Source organism: Acinetobacter sp. L-24 (assembly GCF_056857555.1).
Map to the genome: position 1 here is coordinate 68,842 of NZ_JBSXNI010000037.1, position 19,062 is coordinate 87,903.

At 43.4% G+C, this 19,062-nt stretch carries 17 protein-coding genes; 9 read left to right on the forward strand and 8 right to left on the reverse strand.

The annotated features are described in order from the left end of the window. Window positions 1–9: 9 nt before the first annotated feature. Together AC13CK_RS05325 and AC13CK_RS05330 are read left to right on the forward strand one after the other, a co-directional pair. Window positions 10–1,755, forward strand: a complete 1,746-nt coding sequence (locus AC13CK_RS05325) for a GTPase (RefSeq protein WP_425878000.1) — start codon at window positions 10–12, stop codon at window positions 1,753–1,755. Next, entirely contained in the window at window positions 1,737–3,902 is a 2,166-nt protein-coding gene (locus tag AC13CK_RS05330) for an EAL domain-containing protein (RefSeq protein WP_482830993.1), read from the forward strand. The genes AC13CK_RS05325 and AC13CK_RS05330 overlap by 19 nt, the downstream gene beginning before the upstream one ends. A 100-nt stretch (window positions 3,903–4,002) precedes the next feature. Here the strand turns inward: AC13CK_RS05330 and rpmE are convergent, their stop codons facing one another. The 4 genes from rpmE to AC13CK_RS05350 form a co-directional block, all read right to left on the reverse strand. Then, window positions 4,003–4,227 carry a 50S ribosomal protein L31 gene (gene rpmE, locus AC13CK_RS05335; protein ID WP_004279743.1) on the reverse strand — a complete coding sequence of 75 codons (225 nt, stop codon included), beginning with the start codon at window positions 4,225–4,227 and terminating at the stop codon, window positions 4,003–4,005. 195 nt (window positions 4,228–4,422) lie between these two features. Continuing rightward, the gene (locus tag AC13CK_RS05340) at window positions 4,423–5,403 is read right to left on the reverse strand and encodes a bile acid:sodium symporter family protein (protein ID WP_222112002.1); all 981 of its coding nucleotides are present in this window, start codon (window positions 5,401–5,403) and stop codon (window positions 4,423–4,425) included. Between the two features lie 144 nt (window positions 5,404–5,547). After that, complete coding sequence (gloA, locus tag AC13CK_RS05345) at window positions 5,548–5,949, reverse strand: lactoylglutathione lyase (RefSeq protein ID WP_004279741.1); 402 nt, start codon at window positions 5,947–5,949, stop codon at window positions 5,548–5,550. A gap of 1 nt (window position 5,950) precedes the next feature. After that, window positions 5,951–8,119, reverse strand: coding sequence for an AmpG family muropeptide MFS transporter (locus AC13CK_RS05350; RefSeq protein ID WP_425877995.1), 2,169 nt, complete (start codon window positions 8,117–8,119; stop codon window positions 5,951–5,953). 198 nt (window positions 8,120–8,317) lie between these two features. Here AC13CK_RS05350 and AC13CK_RS05355 point away from each other — a divergent pair, with 198 nt between their 5' ends. After that, the gene (locus AC13CK_RS05355; protein ID WP_482830994.1) at window positions 8,318–10,945 is read left to right on the forward strand and encodes a Lon protease family protein; all 2,628 of its coding nucleotides are present in this window, start codon (window positions 8,318–8,320) and stop codon (window positions 10,943–10,945) included. 90 nt (window positions 10,946–11,035) lie between these two features. Here the strand turns inward: AC13CK_RS05355 and grxD are convergent, their stop codons facing one another. After that, the gene (gene grxD, locus AC13CK_RS05360) at window positions 11,036–11,377 is read right to left on the reverse strand and encodes a Grx4 family monothiol glutaredoxin (RefSeq protein WP_004279738.1); all 342 of its coding nucleotides are present in this window, start codon (window positions 11,375–11,377) and stop codon (window positions 11,036–11,038) included. Window positions 11,378–11,537: 160 nt separating this feature from the next. On the opposite strand from grxD, the gene AC13CK_RS05365 reads away from it, so the two are divergent. Next, window positions 11,538–12,749 carry an aspartate aminotransferase family protein gene (locus AC13CK_RS05365; protein ID WP_425877992.1) on the forward strand — a complete coding sequence of 404 codons (1,212 nt, stop codon included), beginning with the start codon at window positions 11,538–11,540 and terminating at the stop codon, window positions 12,747–12,749. A 59-nt stretch (window positions 12,750–12,808) separates the two neighbouring features. Here AC13CK_RS05365 and AC13CK_RS05370 read toward each other — a convergent pair whose 3' ends face one another. The 3 genes from AC13CK_RS05370 to surE all read right to left on the reverse strand — a co-directional run bounded on the left by AC13CK_RS05370 (window position 12,809) and on the right by surE (window position 15,543). After that, a complete protein-coding gene (locus AC13CK_RS05370; protein ID WP_044112899.1) occupies window positions 12,809–13,738 on the reverse strand; it encodes a LysR family transcriptional regulator in 930 nt (309 codons plus the stop codon). Window positions 13,739–13,829: 91 nt separating this feature from the next. After that, complete coding sequence (locus tag AC13CK_RS05375) at window positions 13,830–14,660, reverse strand: peptidoglycan DD-metalloendopeptidase family protein (protein ID WP_425877990.1); 831 nt, start codon at window positions 14,658–14,660, stop codon at window positions 13,830–13,832. 94 nt (window positions 14,661–14,754) lie between these two features. Then, window positions 14,755–15,543: a 5'/3'-nucleotidase SurE gene (gene surE, locus AC13CK_RS05380; RefSeq protein ID WP_005246800.1), complete on the reverse strand. Its 789-nt coding sequence runs from the start codon at window positions 15,541–15,543 to the stop codon at window positions 14,755–14,757. 111 nt (window positions 15,544–15,654) lie between these two features. On the opposite strand from surE, the gene AC13CK_RS05385 reads away from it, so the two are divergent. From AC13CK_RS05385 to AC13CK_RS05405, 5 genes are all read left to right on the forward strand, one after another. Then, complete coding sequence (locus tag AC13CK_RS05385) at window positions 15,655–16,026, forward strand: MCR_0457 family protein (protein ID WP_004279733.1); 372 nt, start codon at window positions 15,655–15,657, stop codon at window positions 16,024–16,026. A gap of 161 nt (window positions 16,027–16,187) precedes the next feature. Beyond that, the gene (locus AC13CK_RS05390; protein ID WP_005104587.1) at window positions 16,188–16,568 is read left to right on the forward strand and encodes an MCR_0457 family protein; all 381 of its coding nucleotides are present in this window, start codon (window positions 16,188–16,190) and stop codon (window positions 16,566–16,568) included. A 128-nt stretch (window positions 16,569–16,696) separates the two neighbouring features. Then, window positions 16,697–17,845, forward strand: a complete 1,149-nt coding sequence (dacC, locus tag AC13CK_RS05395) for a D-alanyl-D-alanine carboxypeptidase PBP5/6 (protein WP_004646537.1) — start codon at window positions 16,697–16,699, stop codon at window positions 17,843–17,845. A 111-nt stretch (window positions 17,846–17,956) separates the two neighbouring features. Continuing rightward, window positions 17,957–18,490, forward strand: a complete 534-nt coding sequence (locus tag AC13CK_RS05400) for a gamma carbonic anhydrase family protein (RefSeq protein WP_425877985.1) — start codon at window positions 17,957–17,959, stop codon at window positions 18,488–18,490. A gap of 79 nt (window positions 18,491–18,569) precedes the next feature. After that, window positions 18,570–18,734, forward strand: coding sequence for a hypothetical protein (locus tag AC13CK_RS05405; protein WP_247144156.1), 165 nt, complete (start codon window positions 18,570–18,572; stop codon window positions 18,732–18,734). Window positions 18,735–19,062 lie beyond the last annotated feature (328 nt).

Genomic DNA, 19,062 nt, shown 5'->3' on the forward strand with positions numbered 1-19,062 from the left:
ATAATAAAGATGAGCACGCATACTTCAGACATTTTTCAGACACCGACGGAACTTAAACGAGAGCAGTTGAGCTTTTGTCCAACCACTGCCAAGGCTTTGCAGGAATGGGTTGCGGGGATTTCGATTCTACAACTGGGGAATTCATCCAAATCCCTGTTTAATGCCTTATTGGAAGTTTCTGAGCTGAAATGTACAGAAACCCTGCGCTTTGACCTGATTCAGGTCTTGCATCCTACCCTTGAAAATGTCCTGACCAGTCTGGAAAAGCATTTCGTCAATCAGGGCCTGATCACTTCCGACCGGAATGACCAGATTATTGAGCTGGCTATGCTGCTGCGCAGTCATTTTGCCAAAATTTATATCGATATCGTCAAACGCTGTAATCATCAGCTGACCCATCAGAAGTTTTCGCTATTTTCTCTAGGCAAAAAGAAGAGCATTCAAACTGCCCGGATGGTATCGATTTATTATGCACTACAGCAACTCACCCTTCTGTTATATCAACAGCATATGCTATATAGCACGCCAGGTCTGGGACAATGGCTAGCTGCCCATCAACTGCTTGAATGTGCCATAGACAACAATTTCTATCAAAGTAATATCAATCAGGTATTAGGCACCCAGCATGAAATCCAAAATATTGCACATGCCTATGCACAGCTGATTTTACTGGATATCTTCAATACTCATCAGATCCGGCCTGCAGAAATTCAGGGCCTGTATCTATGCAGTTTTGACTGGGCCAAACTGGTACAGATCCTGCCGAAGGAAACCACGCTGTCCCGTTATGTAGTCGATGCCAGCAAAGATCATCCGCCGATCTTTAATACCCATCAAGAGCCACAGTTTCAGCCAAGCTTCTATATTTCTACCCAGAACCTGATGGATCATTTAACGGGGACTCAAAGCAAAAATGCCCAGTATCTGTCTCGGAATGAAAAACTGTTCCTGACCCCTGCATTGCATTTTCATATCTACAATCTGCTCTCAAACAATGTCGAGCGTCGTCATGAACGTTATGAATATTCAGCCCAGATCAATATCTGCTTTGGCTTGAGTGTGGCGCATTTTTACCTATCTAAAGGTAAAAACTTCAACGAAACCCTGGAACTCGAGGCCAATTATAATTTCCAGAGCGAAAGCAGTTTTGTCAGCTCGATGGAAAATACGATTCCAAGTGCCTTTAGCAGTATCAAGGCGCTCGATCGAGAAACCAAACAGATCCATAGCGCTGAAGTTCTGGATATCAGTGTCAATGGTTACCGGATTAAATGGACTGGTATTACCCCGGCTAACCTGAAAACCGGTGAATTCATTCTGGTTCAGGAAAAAACCCAGAGTCAGTGGCGTGGCGGTGTGATTCGCTGGATCAAGCAGTCAACGGATAAGAGCCTAGAAATCGGGCTGGAAATTTTGGCACAAGAGCTCTTTCCTTGTGCAGCTTATACCCGTACCGAACGTCATCATGTCAACTATCAGCCTGCCCTGTTGGTGAAAATGACACAACTGGATCAGGTCTCGACCAGCCTGATTGTCTCTGGTTCACAGATGTTTAGGGAAAAACAAACCATTCATTTACGTCTCGGTCAGGAAGAAATCAAAATCTATCTGACCAAAGCACAACTGATTACGCAGAGTTTCATCCGTTTTGATTATGAATTACTCAATGATCAGGAAGAAGAGATGATCGAAAACTTTATCGATCAGCACATGAATGAAAGCAGAAATCATGATTTATGGGAAGCATTGAAGTGAGAAATCCATTATTGTCTAAAAAGTTAAAACGTACTGAAACACGTTTACTGATTATTGATGATAATCAAATTAGATATAACCAAATCCGTGATCTGCTGACCAGTAATGATTATCAGGTAGATGCCGTCCTGCTGGATGATCTGCAATCTTTTGAAAAACAATTAAATTTCAACTGGGATCTGATTATTTTTGGACGTGCCTACGACCTGAAATATGAACAGGCCTTAAGTTTGGTGCGCCTTTCGCAGCAGCCTAATCTGCCGATGATTTTGCTTAAACCGGATGATTATCAGGCTGAACAATATGCGCAATATATCCGTAAAGGGATCTATGACATTCTCAATTTTGACTACCTGGAACGCTTTTATGTGGGACTGGTTCGAGCATTGTCATTTAGCCGTTTGTCACAGTCTCAGCAACATTTAATGACTGAGCTGGAAACAGCACAAATTCAGGCACAATCTTTAGTAGACGACAGCAACCGTGCTGTTGCCACCATTCAGGAAGGGATTCACATTCAGGCCAATGCGGACTACCTGAAACTGTTTGGCTTGCAAAATGAAGATGAGATTATTGGTCTACCGCTTCTGGATCTGCTCCAGCCTTCAGATTTGAATGATTTTAAAACCCGTTTCAAAAAGATTTCTCAGGGTCAATTTGATTTAGGTCGAGTCGAGATTCAGTCTCTGAATCCGCATGTGTCCGCATCTAACCCATTAAAATTGGAATTCTTGCCTTCAACTGCTGAAGAAGATGCAGTGCAAATTAGCATTGATACCCAATCTAAAACAGTTTCTTCTGAGAAGACTCCTGGAAAACCAAGCGTTTTTCAGTCACTTAAACGTGAACTGAACAAGCAGTCTGCACCAGTGAATGCCTTGGTCACTTTCTCTTTAAGTGCATATGATCCGGAAGTTCTACAGTCTGACTGGACCACTTTTAATGGGTACTTTGATGCAGTCAAAGAATTCCTCAAGGAACAGACCCATATTCCCCTGTTTAAACTGGAATATGATGTCGTTGTCGGTCTGTTCCAGGCAGACTCTAAAGCAATTCTTGAATCCAAACTGATCAGTTTAAATGCCTTAAGCAAACCGCAACTCATTACAGTGGGACAAAAGTCATTCCCTCTAAATTTGCGCTTAGGCTATGTCACGCTTGAACAGGGTTTACAGGATGAAATGCACTGCAATACGCTGATTGGACAAGCATTCTCGACATCTTTACCTCAAGCAGAAGCTGTACCTGAATTTAAACTCGACATTCCAGCCTCACTGAGCAGTCCAAGCTCTTTAGATATGCCGAGTATAGACTTCAGTGTTGCTGAAACACCAGTTACCAGCTCAACAGTTGCAGCTGTCAGTCCAGCAGTCACCTCTATTCCTAACGCTACACCTTCTATTTTGAAAGCCTTAAGTGAATGTCTAGAACGTGGCGAGATCCATTTAAAGTATCAGCAACTCTATGATAAAGAAGATACGCGTTTATATACCTATGAAGTGACCAGTGGCTTTATTTTTGAGAATAAATGGCAGGATATCTCTAGCCTTTTAGAACTTCATGAAGATGATGAACTGTCCATTAAACTGGATCGCTGGATTCTGGTTGAGGCCAGTAAACAGCTACACAACTTTATTACCCAGTATCCTGATGCAAGCTTAATTGTCAATTTGAACCGTGCCGTGCTATTTAAAGACCGCACCTTCCCGGAATTTATTTCCAAGCTGATTACGATTATTCGCAGCAAAGTGAAGCACCCGCTAATCTTGCAATTCTCAGAAGAAGATATTTTACTGAATCAGCAAGATGCACAAAAATATCTACGCGTGCTGTATGAACATGGTGCGCTGATTGCACTTCGTGATTTTGGTCAATCCATGTACAGTCCAAATTTACTGCGCGAACTGGAACTGGATGGTGTCAGCTTACATTCGAGCTTAACCAATATGCTTAATAAAGACACCGAGATTGAGCAGTTACAGGAAAAAATCACCAGTTACAACGAAATTAAGCCACTCAATATCCTGATTCGTGAATTAAATGATATGACACTTTTCGCGAATGCCTGGAACGTGGATGCCCGCTTTATTCAGGGGAATTATTTCCAGAAAAAACTCGATCATTTGATTGATGTACAAGATCACTAAGATCTTGTACAAGCCTGCGCATTTAGGAAATCGAATGATAATTTTTTAAATTGCAGGCACAAAAAAAACGGGCTTAAAGCCCGTTTTTTCATTTTGGGTATTAACGTTTAACAGAACGTGACATACCAGCAAAACGTTGTTTGAACTTGTCGATACGACCGCCAGTGTCAACGTTCTTTTGCTTACCAGTGTAGAATGGGTGGCAAGCTGAACATACGTCTAGATAAAGAGTTTCTTTACCAAGAGCTGAACGAGTTTCGATTACGTTACCACATGAACAAGTAGCAACTAAAGTTTCATATTTTGGGTGAATATCGGCGCGCATCGTCGATTACTCCATTAGATTCAAGAAGGTTTAGCTGTCATCGCTATTGATCACTCTCAAATGAGGAAGCAGGAACATCGTTCATGCAGATCAACACCACAACAGACCATTCTTTTGGCCCACCGAGACGGATACCGTCAGAGCTAAGCACAACAAGTGGGCGTCATTATACGTGAAACGAATTCAATATGCGAATTATTCTTCAGCTTCTGATCCAGCCTCTTTGGCCCACAGATTGGCAATAATCCCGCAGACCATCAACTGAATCTGATGGAAAATCATGATCGGCAGGACAATCATGCCCAGCGGCTGGCCAATAAATAAAATTTGCGCCATCGGTACTCCACTGGCCAGGGTTTTTTTAGAACCACAAAAGAATGCCGTTTTCTGGTCAGCGCGGCTGAAGCCCAGCCAGCGTGGAATATAAAGTGATAATAACATCACAATGGTGAGTAACACCGAGCAAGCCAGCAATAGCAGCAACAAGGTACTCAGGCTCACTTCATTCCACAGACCAGCCACTACGGCGCTACTAAAAGCGCCATACACCACCAGTAAAATCGAGCCTTGATCGAAGACCTTGACGATTTTTGGCATTTTCATCATTTGTGGATAGATCCATGGACGCAGAATCTGTCCTAAAATAAACGGCACCAAGAGCAGCAGTGTAATCTGGATAATCGATGAAGTCGGATCAAAACCATGATCAGATTGACCGAGAATAAAAAATGCCACCAATAATGGGGTAATAAACATACCGATCAAATTGGAAAAAGAGGCGCTACATACCGCCCCGGCGACATTGCCATGAGCCACCGAAGTAAATGCGATCGAGGACTGCACAGTGGATGGCAGGAAACACATAAACAGGAAACCCCAATATAGTTCCTGTCCGAGCATCGGTAATAAAATCGGCTTGGCCAAAAGTCCGAGAATTGGAAACAAAGCAAAAGTTAGCGCAAAAACCAAAGTATGCAATTTCCAGTGCATAATGCCTTGCAGCACAGCTTCACGAGACAGTTTGGCGCCGTGCAGGAAAAACAGGATGGCGATCGCTCCTGTCGTCACCCAGCCAAAGACTTCAGCCGCCTGCCCCGAAACTGGCAACACACTGGCTAGCAAAACCATCACAAACAACAGTATCGTAAACCGATCCAATGCCAAGAACTTAAGCATATCCCTATAATCCCTCAGATTTTATTGTTTGATATAAAAATGCCCGGCTATCTTAACAGATGCCGGGCCCATGCTATGCACTCAGATTGATGTAATATTTTCATCTATACATGAATGCATTTCATATATCTCGCTACATCACACTTAGTTATTACGTGCATTGTTGTCTTGCTGGATCAGCTCGATCTTGTAGCCATCTGGATCTTCTACAAATGCAATTACAGTCACGCCACCTTTCATCGGACCGGCTTCACGCACCACATTACCGCCACGCGCTTTAATCTCTTCACACGCCTTGTAAGCATCATCAACTGCAATCGCGATATGACCATAAGCATTGCCCAGTTCATAGCTGTCTGTATCCCAGTTATGCGTCAATTCCAGTACGGTGTGATTTTCTTCATCGCCATAACCGACAAAAGCCAAGGTAAAACGGCCCTCTTCGTAATCACGCTTACGAAGCAAAGTCATGCCAAGTACTTCAGTATAGAACTTGAGAGATTGTTCTAAATTGCCTACACGTAACATGGTATGCAGCATGCGCATATTAATCATCCTTCTGTACAGATTGTTGTTGGTGTTCACCGAGCAGTTTTGCGACCCAAACCACCAGAATCAGGATCGGAATCCCGATTAGAGTAGTCATCAGGAAGAAATTCGGATAACCGATATTGGTGACTATAGTACCCGAATATCCGCCTAAAATCTTAGGGGTCAAAGTCATGAGTGAGCTAAAAATCGCATATTGAACAGCGGTAAAAGACACACTGGTCAAGCTCGACAAGAATGCAATAAACGCAGCACCAGCCAGCCCAGCAGCCAGATTGTCGACAATAATAGCAAAATAAAGCCACTTGTCGCTATAAGGTTTAATTACCTTACCACTGACTTCGACTGTATCTGAACTGCTGCCATCTACGACCGCTAAAGGCTGAATATCGAGATCTAGATTCTGGGTACTGGCCAAGTGATCATTGACCTGATAAACATGTATGGTTTGCTGTAGTGCTTGACCATCTTGCATCAGGACGGCACTGATAATATGTGCAGGTGACTGAATCAGTTGTTGTGCAGGAATCGCGGCAGTAAATACGCCTTCGCTTTCCAGTTTTGCATCAATATTCTGATCGTTGATTTGCAACACAATCTTTTGATTCTCTTGCAGTGCTTTACCGACATACTGGCCGCGCACTACAATGGTCTTGTCCTGTTCAGCTACAGTGAGGGTATTGTCACTGGTGATCGGCAGGATCTGTAACTGGGTGCTGCCCTGTTCTGCAGTCAAATACGGCATAATGACCTGCACTGGTGCTTGATTCGTATTATCTGTATTAAGATAAGCGGCTGTCACTTGCAGCTGTTTACTCTGCGCCAGCACTGCACTTGGGATATCCAGCTTCCAGTAACCTACTTCATCGGTCTCTGCCTGATAAACCTGATTACCGGCTTTAACTTCAACAGCTGCCAGTTTTTCACCCGACTTGACCAGTCCGATAAAAATCAGGTTAGTGGAACAGGCCAGCACGGCACCGACAAACATCAGTTTCATGATGTTCATCTTTTGGGCCAAGAGCCCACCAAGGAATCCCCCCACTAAAGAGAAAATCACCCCATAGACTTTAACCGCCTCGGCAATCTGTTCTTTACTGAAATTCAGGTCCTGATAGAACACATTGGAAATGACGCCGGCAATAATATCGGAGACCCGATAAAAACCAATCAGCAATAACAGCACCAAAGCCAGCTTTAAACCATACCGTTTAAAGAAGTCGGCAACCGGATTGACCCAAGTTTCGTAGGCCATCTGCTTGTTAACCGCACCCATTTTTACCAAGCTTGCCCCGATGACAAATGCGACGGCACCCGAGCCAATAAAGCGCAAAGCTTCAAAACAGAACAAGGCAAAGGTATCTTGAATGGCGAATTGTTCGGTGATACTGGCCACCAGATTGCCTGAATAGATATAGCTCAAGACAAAACTGATTACCGCCACAAAAAACACCGCAACTAAACGGAAATAATCACTGCGCACATAGTGTTTGCGTACCCGGTTAACCTGCGGCTCCCGAATGGACAGTGTGGTGATAATACCGACCAGCATGACAGCAGCCATCGCCAGATAGGTCCATTTCCAGGCATCATAGATATAGTTGCCTTTCGCAGTTCCCAAATAGGCCGCAAGAAACAAGGCACCAGCACCGGCCACAATCATCCCGATCCGGTAACCTGCATTATAGGTGGAAGCCAATACGGTCTGCATCTGGGTTTCCGCCAGCTCAATCCGGTAGGCATCAATCACAATATCCTGCGTTGCTGCGGAGAAACCAAGCAGGACAGCACCGAGCGCCATTTGCTGTAAATGTGTGGCACCCAAAGCCGGATCAGAAAAGGCCATAATGGAAATGGCACAGACAATCAGAATCTGCGCAATCAGCAACCATGCACGACGACGTCCCAGAGCCTTGGTCAGAAAAGGGACAGGAAGTTCATCAATGAGCGGTGCCCAGACGAATTTAAACGAATAGCCCAATGCGGCCCAGCTAAAGAAAGTTACTGCACTTTTGCTGATTCCGGCCTCACCTAACCATAAAGACAGACTGGAAAAAATCAGAAGAATCGGCACACCAGCCGAAAATCCCAAGAACAGCATGATCAATGCACGTCGATCTAAAAATGCTGTAAATGCGGATTTCCAACCCGTCGTTTGTGTTGTCATTGCTTTATTATTTTCCGCAGAAAAACCAATTGCTGCTATTCAATCCTGTAATAGCGTATCTTTCAACAAGATTTATATATTTATCACATTTCCGGTTTTTTATTTTCTGGCAAAAGCGACATGTTGGCTTGAATTTTTCAAGTAAATCTGTATACCTTAACTCTCATCAACGTAATATTTCGTTTTGGATTTTCAACAGTGACCCAGAGACTCGATCAAATTAATTCTTCTATTGCCAGCAACACCAGCACAACTCCACAAAAAATCCGCTCAGATTTACTTATCTCTGCATTTGAACAAAGCGAAATTAAAAATACTCTGGACCATACCCGGTTAACATCCACCCAGCTGACGCACATTCCAAACTTAGAAAAAATTCCTGCGTCAACCAAACGGATCAAGCCCCTGAATAACTTTTTGGGCCAAGATCGCGCACGCGCCTCAGTTGAGGCCGGGATTGCCCTGCCTTATTCCGGCTATAACATTTTTGCTGTCGGTACCGCAGGTCTCGGAAAACGCACCATGGTGAAGCGTTTGCTGCAACAGCACGCCAAAACTATGGAAACCCCGAATGACTGGGTGTACGTGAATAACTTTCAGAACCAGCGTCAGCCAATTGCACTAGAACTGCCCCCGGGTCATGGTCCAAAATTCCAAGCCATGTTGAATCAAAGCTGGCAAACGATTCTGAAACAGCTTGAGCGCCGTTTTACTGCAGAGACCTATCACAACCGCATCGAAATGATTCGCCAGGAAACGGGAGATGAGCAACAGCAGGCGCTGATCGAACTGACCAAAGAAGGTGCAGAACTGGATCTGAAGCTGATCTCTCGACATGATGAGCACTGTTTTGTACCTGTACATCTGATTGATGACAAATTGCAGGAAATGTCTCAGGAAGATCTGAATGCCTTAAGCAACAAAGATCGTGCCGAACTGGCGTCCAACATGCGCTATATGGATAAGAAACTGGAACGTCTGGGTTTGCACCTGGGTGATCTGGAAGATGATGCACGCGATCGCGTACAGATCCTGAACCGCGATATCGCCAAGCAGGTAGTCTTGCCGCGAGTCGAACAGATTCTGGCAAAATTCAAACATGTGGAAGGTCTGGAATATTACCTGAAATACTATGCCGAAGACATTATCAACAATGTCGAAATTGTGCTGGAACAGGAAGAAGATGACTTCACTCCGGCACTGTTCAGTCGCGTTCCGGCACGTTATCAGGCGAATGTGATTATTACGCACAAGCCGAACAGTGGTGCACCGGTGATCTTTGAAGATTTTCCAACGCATTACAACCTTTTGGGTCATGTGGAACAACTGACCCAAAATGGCACGATTACCACGGACTTTACCCTGATTCGTCCAGGTACATTGCATAAGGCTAACGGTGGCTTCCTGATGCTGGAAGCAGAACAATTGCTGGAACAGCCATATGCATGGCAAGGCTTGAAGCGCGCACTTAAATCGGGACATTTAAAACTGTCCTCGCTTGAGCATATGATCACCCTAACCGGCAGTATTTCAATCGAACCTGCTTCGATTCCATTGAATATCAAGGTCATCTTGCTGGCTGAGCCTGAGATCTATTATGAAATTTTAGAGCTTGAACCAGAGCTGGGCAGCATCTTTAAAATCCGTGCTGATTTTACCGATACATTACAACGTAATGACGACAACGAGCAGGCCTATATGCAGCTGATTGCCGACTATGTGCAATCGGATAAATTATTACCTTTTGACCGTTCTGCTTTGGCGGCATTGCTCACAGATTCCAGCCGTCAGGCCGAAGATCAAAGTTCATTGTCATTACATGCCCTGACGCTGGGTGATCTGATCCGTGAAGCACATCATCATGCCTTCCAGGCTGGCGACAAGATGGTGTCAGAAAAACATATCAATACTGCCCTGGATCATCGCAAATATCGTCTCGGCTATTTACGTGAACTGTATTGGCAAGATCTGACTCGTGGTACTCAACTGATCGAAACCCGCGGCCATCGTCTGGGCCAAATCAATGCCCTGTCCGTCATTCATTATGCTGATGTTGAATTTGGTCTGCCTTCACGACTGACTGCTTCGGTGTATCAAGGTGGTGGTGATATTCTGGATATCGAACGCAGTGTGGAACTCGGTGGCTCTTTACATGCTAAAGGCGTGTTGCTGATGTCGTCTTTCCTGAAAGCACATTTTGGTCGTGAACAGACCTTGCATTTCTCTGCTGCACTGGCCTTTGAACAAAGTTATGGTCAGGTCGATGGTGACAGTGCCACAGTCGCGGAACTGTCTGCCTTACTGTCGGCCATCAGTCAGTTACCGATTGATCAATCCTGGGCCATTACCGGTTCCATGAACCAGCTGGGACAAGTACAACCGGTAGGTGGTGTGAATGCCAAAATTGAAGGTTTCTTTGATGCTTGCAAGTTACAAGGTCTGACCGGAAAACAAGGTGTGATTATTCCGCGTCAAAATATGCAGCATCTGATGCTGCGTAAAGATGTCACCATTGTTGTGGAAGAAGGTCAGTTCCATATTCACGCGATTGATACCATTGATCAGGCGCTGGAAATTCTGATGGCGCGTCCTGTCGGCACCTTGGATAAAAAAGGTCGTTATAGCAAAAATTCAATCTATGCCGCAGTGATGGCACAGCTGGATTATTGGCAAGCGATTGAAGATGGTGCCGAGCTGGTCGAAGTGCCGAAGAAAAAGAAAAAAAAGAAGAAGAAAAAAGACAAGAAGCAAATCGTCGAGCCACAAACTGAAGTTGAAGCTGATGCTTCGACAGTTGAAAAGCCGGATGCAGCGACAGAGGATTAACTCTAACCTTGACCTAAGCAAAAGTAGAGATAAAAAAAAGCGCTTCTCAATGAAGCGCTTTTTCACATCTGAACTTAATTTAATACAAAATTAAGCATCAGCTGCCGGGCTATACTGTTCAACTAAAGGCTTTAATTCACCTTTTTGGAACATGTCGAGCATGATATCACTACCACCGATCAACTCACCATTGATCCAAAGCTGTGGAAATGTCGGCCAGTTGGCGATTTGTGGTAACATCGCGCGAATGTCCTGGTTTTCCAGAATGTTTACATAAGCAAACGGACGACCAATTTGACTGAGTGCTTCTACTGCACGTGCAGAAAAACCACATTGTGGAAATTGCGGTGTGCCTTTCATGTAAAGAAGTACTGCGTGTTTTGCAATTTGGTCACGAATTAACGCTTCGGTATCGCGTGCTTGTTCAGTCATTGATAAATCCTCAACTCATCTGTCTCGCATTATACCCAAATCCAGGCAAAACAGTATGTCTAAAGCAATAATTCCAATTTTATTTACAATTACCCTTTAAATCTGAGTGGGTTTTTGCTTATATAAGTTTTTCTTTCCACCTAACAGTTAAGAGTTAGTCATGAATAATATTACCCTCGCACCGGTACAAACTGATCAACCGTCTCATTTGATGCCTGTTTTTGGCCGTCAACCGATCAGCTTTGTCCGAGGACGAGGTGCATATCTTTATACCGAAGATGGTACAGAGTATTTAGATGCATTAACCGGAATTGCGGTATGCGGTTTGGGCCATGCGCATCCAGTCATTGCCGAAGCGATTGCTGAACAGGCAGCGACCCTGATTCATACCAGCAACCTGTTTGAAGTGCCTTGGCAAACCGCTGCCGCACAGAAACTGGCTGAAGTTGCAGGTATGGAAGAAGTATTTTTCTCCAACAGTGGCGCAGAATCAAATGAAGGTGCAATCAAAATTGCACGTAAATTTGGTCATATGCAAGGCATTGCATCGCCTAAAATCATTGTTGCCGACCAGTCTTTCCATGGTCGTACCATGGCCACCTTATCTGCTACAGGCAATAAAAAAGTGCAGGAAGGCTTTGGCCCACTGGTTGAAGGTTTTGTCCGTGTACCTTTTGGTGATATCGAAGCGATTGAAGAAGCGGCAATCAATCACCCGGATATCGTAGCGATTTTGGTTGAGCCTATTCAGGGTGAAGGCGGTGTCAATACCGCACCTCAAGGTTTCAGCTATTTAGAAGAAATTCGCCAAATCTGCAACCAGCATAACTGGCTGATGATGCTGGACGAAGTGCAAACTGGTAATGGCCGTACCGGTAAATACTTTGCTTATCAGCACACCAATATTATTCCGGATGTACTGACCACAGCCAAAGGCTTAGGAAATGGCTTCCCGATTGGTGCAGTCATGACCCAAGGTCGTGGCGTCGGTGTATTAACTGCTGGAAATCACGGTTCTACCTATAGCGGTACAGCACTGGGTTCGCGTGTGGTCTATACCATTCTCGATATTATGCGAAAAGAAAATATCGTCGCGAATGCTGCTGAAAAAGGTGCTTATATCGTTGACCAGCTACGCAACAAACTGGCAGATCAAAATGTCATCGTACGTGGTTTTGGTCTGATGATCGGGATTGAATTACCAAAAGAATGCGGTGATCTGGTTGCGATTGCACGCGATGAATACAAGATGATTATCAATGTCACTGCAGGCAATGTCGTTCGTCTGTTGCCTACCCTGAATATTACCCAGGAGCAGGCAGACCAGTTGATCGAACGTCTGGTGAAAATGATCAAAGCTTATTTGGCATAAAGCCCTAGCCTAAAAATTAAAAAAGTCGCTCTAAAGCGGCTTTTTTATTATTCTGCATTCTATGATGCGTTTTGTAACATACGTCCGCCAGAGATCTGGCTAAAATATTGTTTCAAGGTATCAAGACAACGAAGAATTTTTGTCGGTTGTTGTTCACGTTTCGGAATAACCGCATACAGTGTAATCGGTGGCAGTCTCCATTCAGGCAGAACTTCAACTAAAGTACCGTTAAGCAAATCCTTTTTAGCATCAAGATATAAAACCTTGGCAATCCCATTGCCCTGCAAGCACATCGATTTTGCAACCAAACCGTTATTGGTACTGAAACGGGATTTCAGTTCAAACTCGGCTTTTTCTGCAGTATTCACATGTTGAAAATGATAATACTGATGGTTTTTAAGATGCGTTAAAGGTAAGACCTCATGATTTTTAAGATCATCAGGTCTCGAAATAATGGTGCTTTGATTAATATAACTCGGTGTCGCCACCAGAATTTGCTCAATCTGCATCAATGGCACAACCTGAAGATTATGCTCATCATTTTTCTGTTCAAATCTTAGGGCGATATCAACCCGCCCATCCAACAAATCAACCTCATGATTGTTTGTTTCTAAATGTACTGCCAAGCCACGATGTGCAGCCATCCAATGAGAAAGTGCAGGAATCACATGATTCGCGCATAATTCTGGCAAAGAAACGATACGCAGCTCACCCACAAGATCATCACGTAACTCATTGATCCGGACTTTACCGCGTTCAGCAGCAGATAACATTTCTTGACAGCTATGGAAAAAAGCTTGTCCCGCTTCGGTCAGACTTAATTTTCTCGTAGAACGGTTTAGAAGTACGACTTCCATATCGTGTTCTAATGAGCGAATTTGTTGACTGACGGCGCTGGTCGTAATCCCTAATTCACGGGCAGCACCGCTGAACGAGTTTTTTTCCACAACGCAAGCAAAGACACCCATTGCTCGAAGTTGATCTAACATAAATTTCCCTCTAAACTTATGAGGTGCTCCATCATTTGATAAAAGCAACTTATTGTATTATACGGCGAAATTTACACTTTGCATTATTTATTTAATTGTTTGGTAAAACTGCAGTAGGATTAATAGGTTTGCCGTCTAAACGCACCTGAAACTCAAGCATGGTGCGGGTTGTACCAGTCGACCCCATTTCTGCAATTTTTTGACCAGCCGTTACATTTTGGCCACTTTTTACGTTCAATTTACTGTTATGTGCATAAGCCGTGATATAGCCATTGATATGCTTTACCAACACCAGATTGCCATATTCTTTCAGACCATCAGCGGCATACACCACCTGCCCGTCTGCTGCGGCAAATACCGGATCGCCGACATTGCCACTATAGCGGGTGCCCTTGATATTAGAAGCTAAATTGTATTGCTGAAGAATCGCGCCATTCGATGGTTTTACCCAACGTAAACCTGCTGCCGTAGATACTGGCGTTACCGGTGCAGATGTACTGACACGTGGTGTGGTTTGTACTGTCGTTGCTGGCGTAACCGGTGCCGGTGTAGGCACTGCAATTGTTTGACGCTGGATTGGCGCTGCCTGAGTCATAGCCTGAGTACTGGTGCTACGGCGCGCAGTATTGCTTTTCAGGCGGATCGATTGTCCGACATAAATCCGGTAAGGTGCACTGATGTCATTCATCTCTGCAACACTGATATAGTTCAGTCCATAACGTGCTGCAATCCCACTCAATGTATCTCCTGAACGCACCGTATAGAAATCAGGAGCTGTTGCATAACGCGTTGCATTATTCACCTGGGGTTTGGTGGCACAACCGGTAATTACTCCTGTAGAAATAACAACGGTCGATAAAACGAGGGTTTTAATCAGGGTTGCAGGCGAAGCTACGACACATTTCGGTAACACCAAGAACATTATCTTCCTCTCTAATGCTATACGGTTGCAAAATTCCGTTAAGATTAGCAAAGTTTTACGGCAATATACTTGCAATCGCGAGTTTTTCACAAAGTTATAACACTAAGGACGCATTTTCTGCCAATTGTGTTTGTAAATTCCGCAGACTCTCATAATTGGTAGCATCCATCTGAATCGGGGTAATACTGACATAGCCATTGGCGACCGCAGAGAAGTCCGAATCAATTTCGTTAAATCCTGGCTTAGGGTCTGCGACTGCTTCTCCTGAGAGTCCAATCCAGAATACCTGACGACCACGCGGATCTATATGACTCGTCACCGGTTTAGACTGACGGCGGCGACTTTGATATGTCACTTTTTCACCCTGCAATTCAGTTACATCTGGAATATTGATATTAAAAATATGTCGCTCAGGCAGAATAGGCAAACCACGAGCAATAAAATCATGCACCCATTCGGCGGCCAACTGATAATCCTGAGGCTGCTGATAGCCACGTACATTCGGCCCACTCAGTGATACGGCAATCGCAGGATGTTTAGTTAAACGACCTTCAAAGGCCGCCCCGACTGTACCGGAATACAAGATATCATCTCCCAGATTTGCGCCGCTATTTATCCCGCTAACCACCAGGTCAAATTCAAAATCAAATAGCCCGTTCATAGCCAAGTAAACGCAATCTGCCGGCGTCCCATTAACCGCCCAGACATCAGGAGAAATCTGGATTGGGCGTAAAGGGCGGTCCAAAGTTAAGGCACTAGAAAAGCCACTGCGTTCACTTTCCGGTGCCACAATCACCACTCGCCCCAAAGGCTTTAGCGCTTGCGCCAAAGCCTGAATACCGGGTGCAAACACCCCATCATCATTTGAAACTAAAATATTCACTAAAAAATCTCGTTACGCTAAAAAATGACTGACTAGGACATTTCATTGTATTAGTGCAGGAATTATATATATTTATTGCTCGACATCCATCTTTATAATATGTGGCTCAAGATGATTAAAAAATTCTCTTTATTTAGCGCTCTCACTTTAAGCTTGGCAGCATTTATTTCCCCTTCAGTCATGGCAAACGATCTGACTGTTGAAGAAAACAATACCATTGTAAAAGAAGATATTGCATCAGCACAGGTTATGGCTGAAGTTTGCCCGGCAATCATTGGTCAAAATCCAAAATTTAACAGCACCGTTGAACAATTGATCCAGTCTTATCTTGCAGACTACTCAGATAAAGGCATGAGCTATCAAAAGCTACAGGCAGACAGTGAATATAAATCTTTACTTGAAGAAGCACGTCAGGGTGCAAAGCAAACCAGCTCAGACGAGCAGAAAACTGTCTGTGAAGAAATGCTGAACTACCAAGGCTAAGCCAGCTAAATTTTCAAATAAGACGGTGTAAACATCGTCTTATTTTCTCTTACAGATTTATTCATAATTCTACAGCTTCGCTACATTTTCCCACTTTTCAATTTCAAAAATAAGTTTAAGCTAGGCAAATTATTGTTCTAAATCCATTTTTTGAGTTTTCAATGAAAAATCCAATATTCCAAGCTTTAACATTCTGCGCAATTTCTGCCGCCACTCTTTTGGGAACTTCTGCATTTGCAGCCGATGAAAACATTAATGTTACCCCAACTCAGCAAGTGACCAAACAGGAACTGGCAGCCATTTATGTTCTTTCAGAAATCTGTCCAAGCATGGTCAAAGACAAGTCACAGTTTAATCAGGGTTATACCAAGCTGGTGACTGAGTATATGCCGGGCCAGCGTAATCCGGTTGAAAGCTTAAACCAGATGGCTAAACAGAACGATTTCCGCAATATTCTGGCCGAAGCACAATCGGATGCCAAGAAAGCCGGCAAGAAAAAAAATCAGGTGATTTGTAATGAATTAACCACCTATAACAATTAAGCTGCTTTTCTGCCGATAACTTACAATACTTTTGAAATAAGACCGGGTTTCCCATAGAAGTCAGCCTAGCTTTGTCCTAAAATGCTAGGCTCTTCGTGCTTACATCAAGATATAGGAACCCACTAGAAATGACCCAAAAAACTGCCCTTGCTGCATTATTATTAGTTCCTAGTTTTAGCTTTGCAGCAACTGTCCTATCTGCACCACCAGAATTGAATAATAAATCCTACGTGCTAATGGACTACGAGACAGGGCAACTTCTCGCTTCAAAAAATGAAAATGAAAAATTAGCCCCTGCTTCAATGACCAAGATGATGACCAGTTACATCATCGAACAAAAACTATTGAGCGGTGAACTCACTGAAGATGAACAAGTGCGCATGAACGAGTCAGCATGGTGTCGCGGCAGTAGCGCGGAATCATGTATGTATGTACCTTTAAATGGTACGGCAACTGCACTTGAAATGCTTCGCGGGATTATTATTCAATCAGGGAATGATGCATCGAAAGCCATGGCTGAACATATTGCAGGGAACGAGGGTACCTTTGCACATATGATGAACCAAGAAGCTAAACGTATTGGCATGACCAATACCAGCTTTATCAATTCAACCGGTATGCCGGCTGAAGGTCATTATTCAACTGCCAAAGATATGGCAACGCTGGCACAACACATCATTAAAGACAGTTCTAAGTATTATCCGATTTATGCGGAAAAAGAATTTACCTTTAATGGCATCAAACAAGGTAACCGTAATGCCCTGCTATATACTGACCCGAGTGTAGATGGTTTAAAAACTGGCCATACTGATGAAGCTGGTTATTGTTTGACCACCTCTTCAAAACGTGGACCTACACGTTTGATTTCAGTGATTTTTGGTGCACCAACCATGCAGGAACGTGCGACACAAACACGTGAATTGTTGGCTTGGGGTTATGCAAACTTCGAAACCAAAAATGTTCAACCTGCCAAACAGGTACTTGCCAAAGCCAAAGTTTGGTTTGGTAAGGAAGATGAGGTTCAGATCGGTCTTGCGGAAAACTTTAACGTGACCATGCCAAAAGGTCAGGCTAATGCGATTAAAACCCAGCTGGTGGTTCAACCTAAACTGACTGCACCTTTACAGCCTGGTCAGGTCGTAGGTAAATACGTAGCGACTCTGGATGGTAAAGTAATTTCAGAAAAACCATTGGTGGCTTTAAACGCGGTTGAAGAAGCTGGTTTCTTCGCACGTATGCTCGACCACATTAAACAGTTCTTCTCAAACTTGTTCTAAGTTTAAATAAACTGTTTTAGTCCCGGACTAAGACCAAAGCACTCATTCAGATGGGTGCTTTTTATTTTATACTATGTACATGATCCTTAAAATTTTAATGAGCAGATCACCATGAGCCAAAACATTCGTTCTTATTTAGACACGACTCCAGAAATTGATAAATCGTGTTATATCGATCCGATGGGAATCGTGGTCGGCGATGTGGTCTTGGCTGAAAATGTTTCTGTCTGGCCTTTTGCCGTGATTCGTGGTGATGTTAATTCAATCCGGATTGGTAAAAATTCGAATGTTCAGGATCATGCCATGTTGCATGTCAGTCATAAAAAAGCCGATAAACCGAATGGTTCGCCTTTGATCATTGGTGAAGATGTCACGATTGGCCATCATGTGACATTGCATGGTTGTACGATTGGTAATCGTGTACTAATTGGGATTAACAGCATTATTCTGGATGATGTCATCATTCTGAATGATGTGATGATTGGTGCAGGTACGCTAGTTCCACCGGGTAAAGTTTTGGAAAGTGGCTGGCTCTATGTTGGTAGCCCGGCAAAAAAAGCACGTCCGCTCACTGAAAAAGAAATGGCATTCTTGTCTTATTCTGCGCAGAATTATGTGAAAGTCTCTCGAAATTATCTTGGGTAAATCAAAATAAACAGATCTCTTTATTTTAATCCTTTGGTTTAATTCTTGCTTTAAAACAAGCATAACTCGAAGGATTAAAATGTTTATTGCGGTTTACCGTTTCAAAATTAAACCAGCGACAAAGGAAGCTTTCATTCAGGCATGGAAAACTCATATGGAGGGCATTTATCTGGTTTTAGGTTCTCTCGGCTCTCGCCTGCATAAAGAAGAAAAGACTGGTGATTATATTGGTTATGCTCAATGACCAAACAAAACACATTGAGAAAATGCCGACTTTAACCACCTCAATTCAGAAGAATATTTAAAGTATAAAAAAGCAGGTGAAGTGATGTGTAAGACTATTATTTCAAGCGATACTATTTTGGAATTAGATGTCGAAGCAAATTATTTACAATCAAGAACGTTTCTTTTTGAATAATTTTTAAAGAGAGGCATATTTTAATTCTACTTATCAGACATGAACATGATAAAAAATATTTCTAAAGTGTTTACTGCCTATATTATTTAATATGACGAATTTAAAAAAATCAAATGGATCAATACGTAATATGTTGAGGCTATTTGTTCCTACA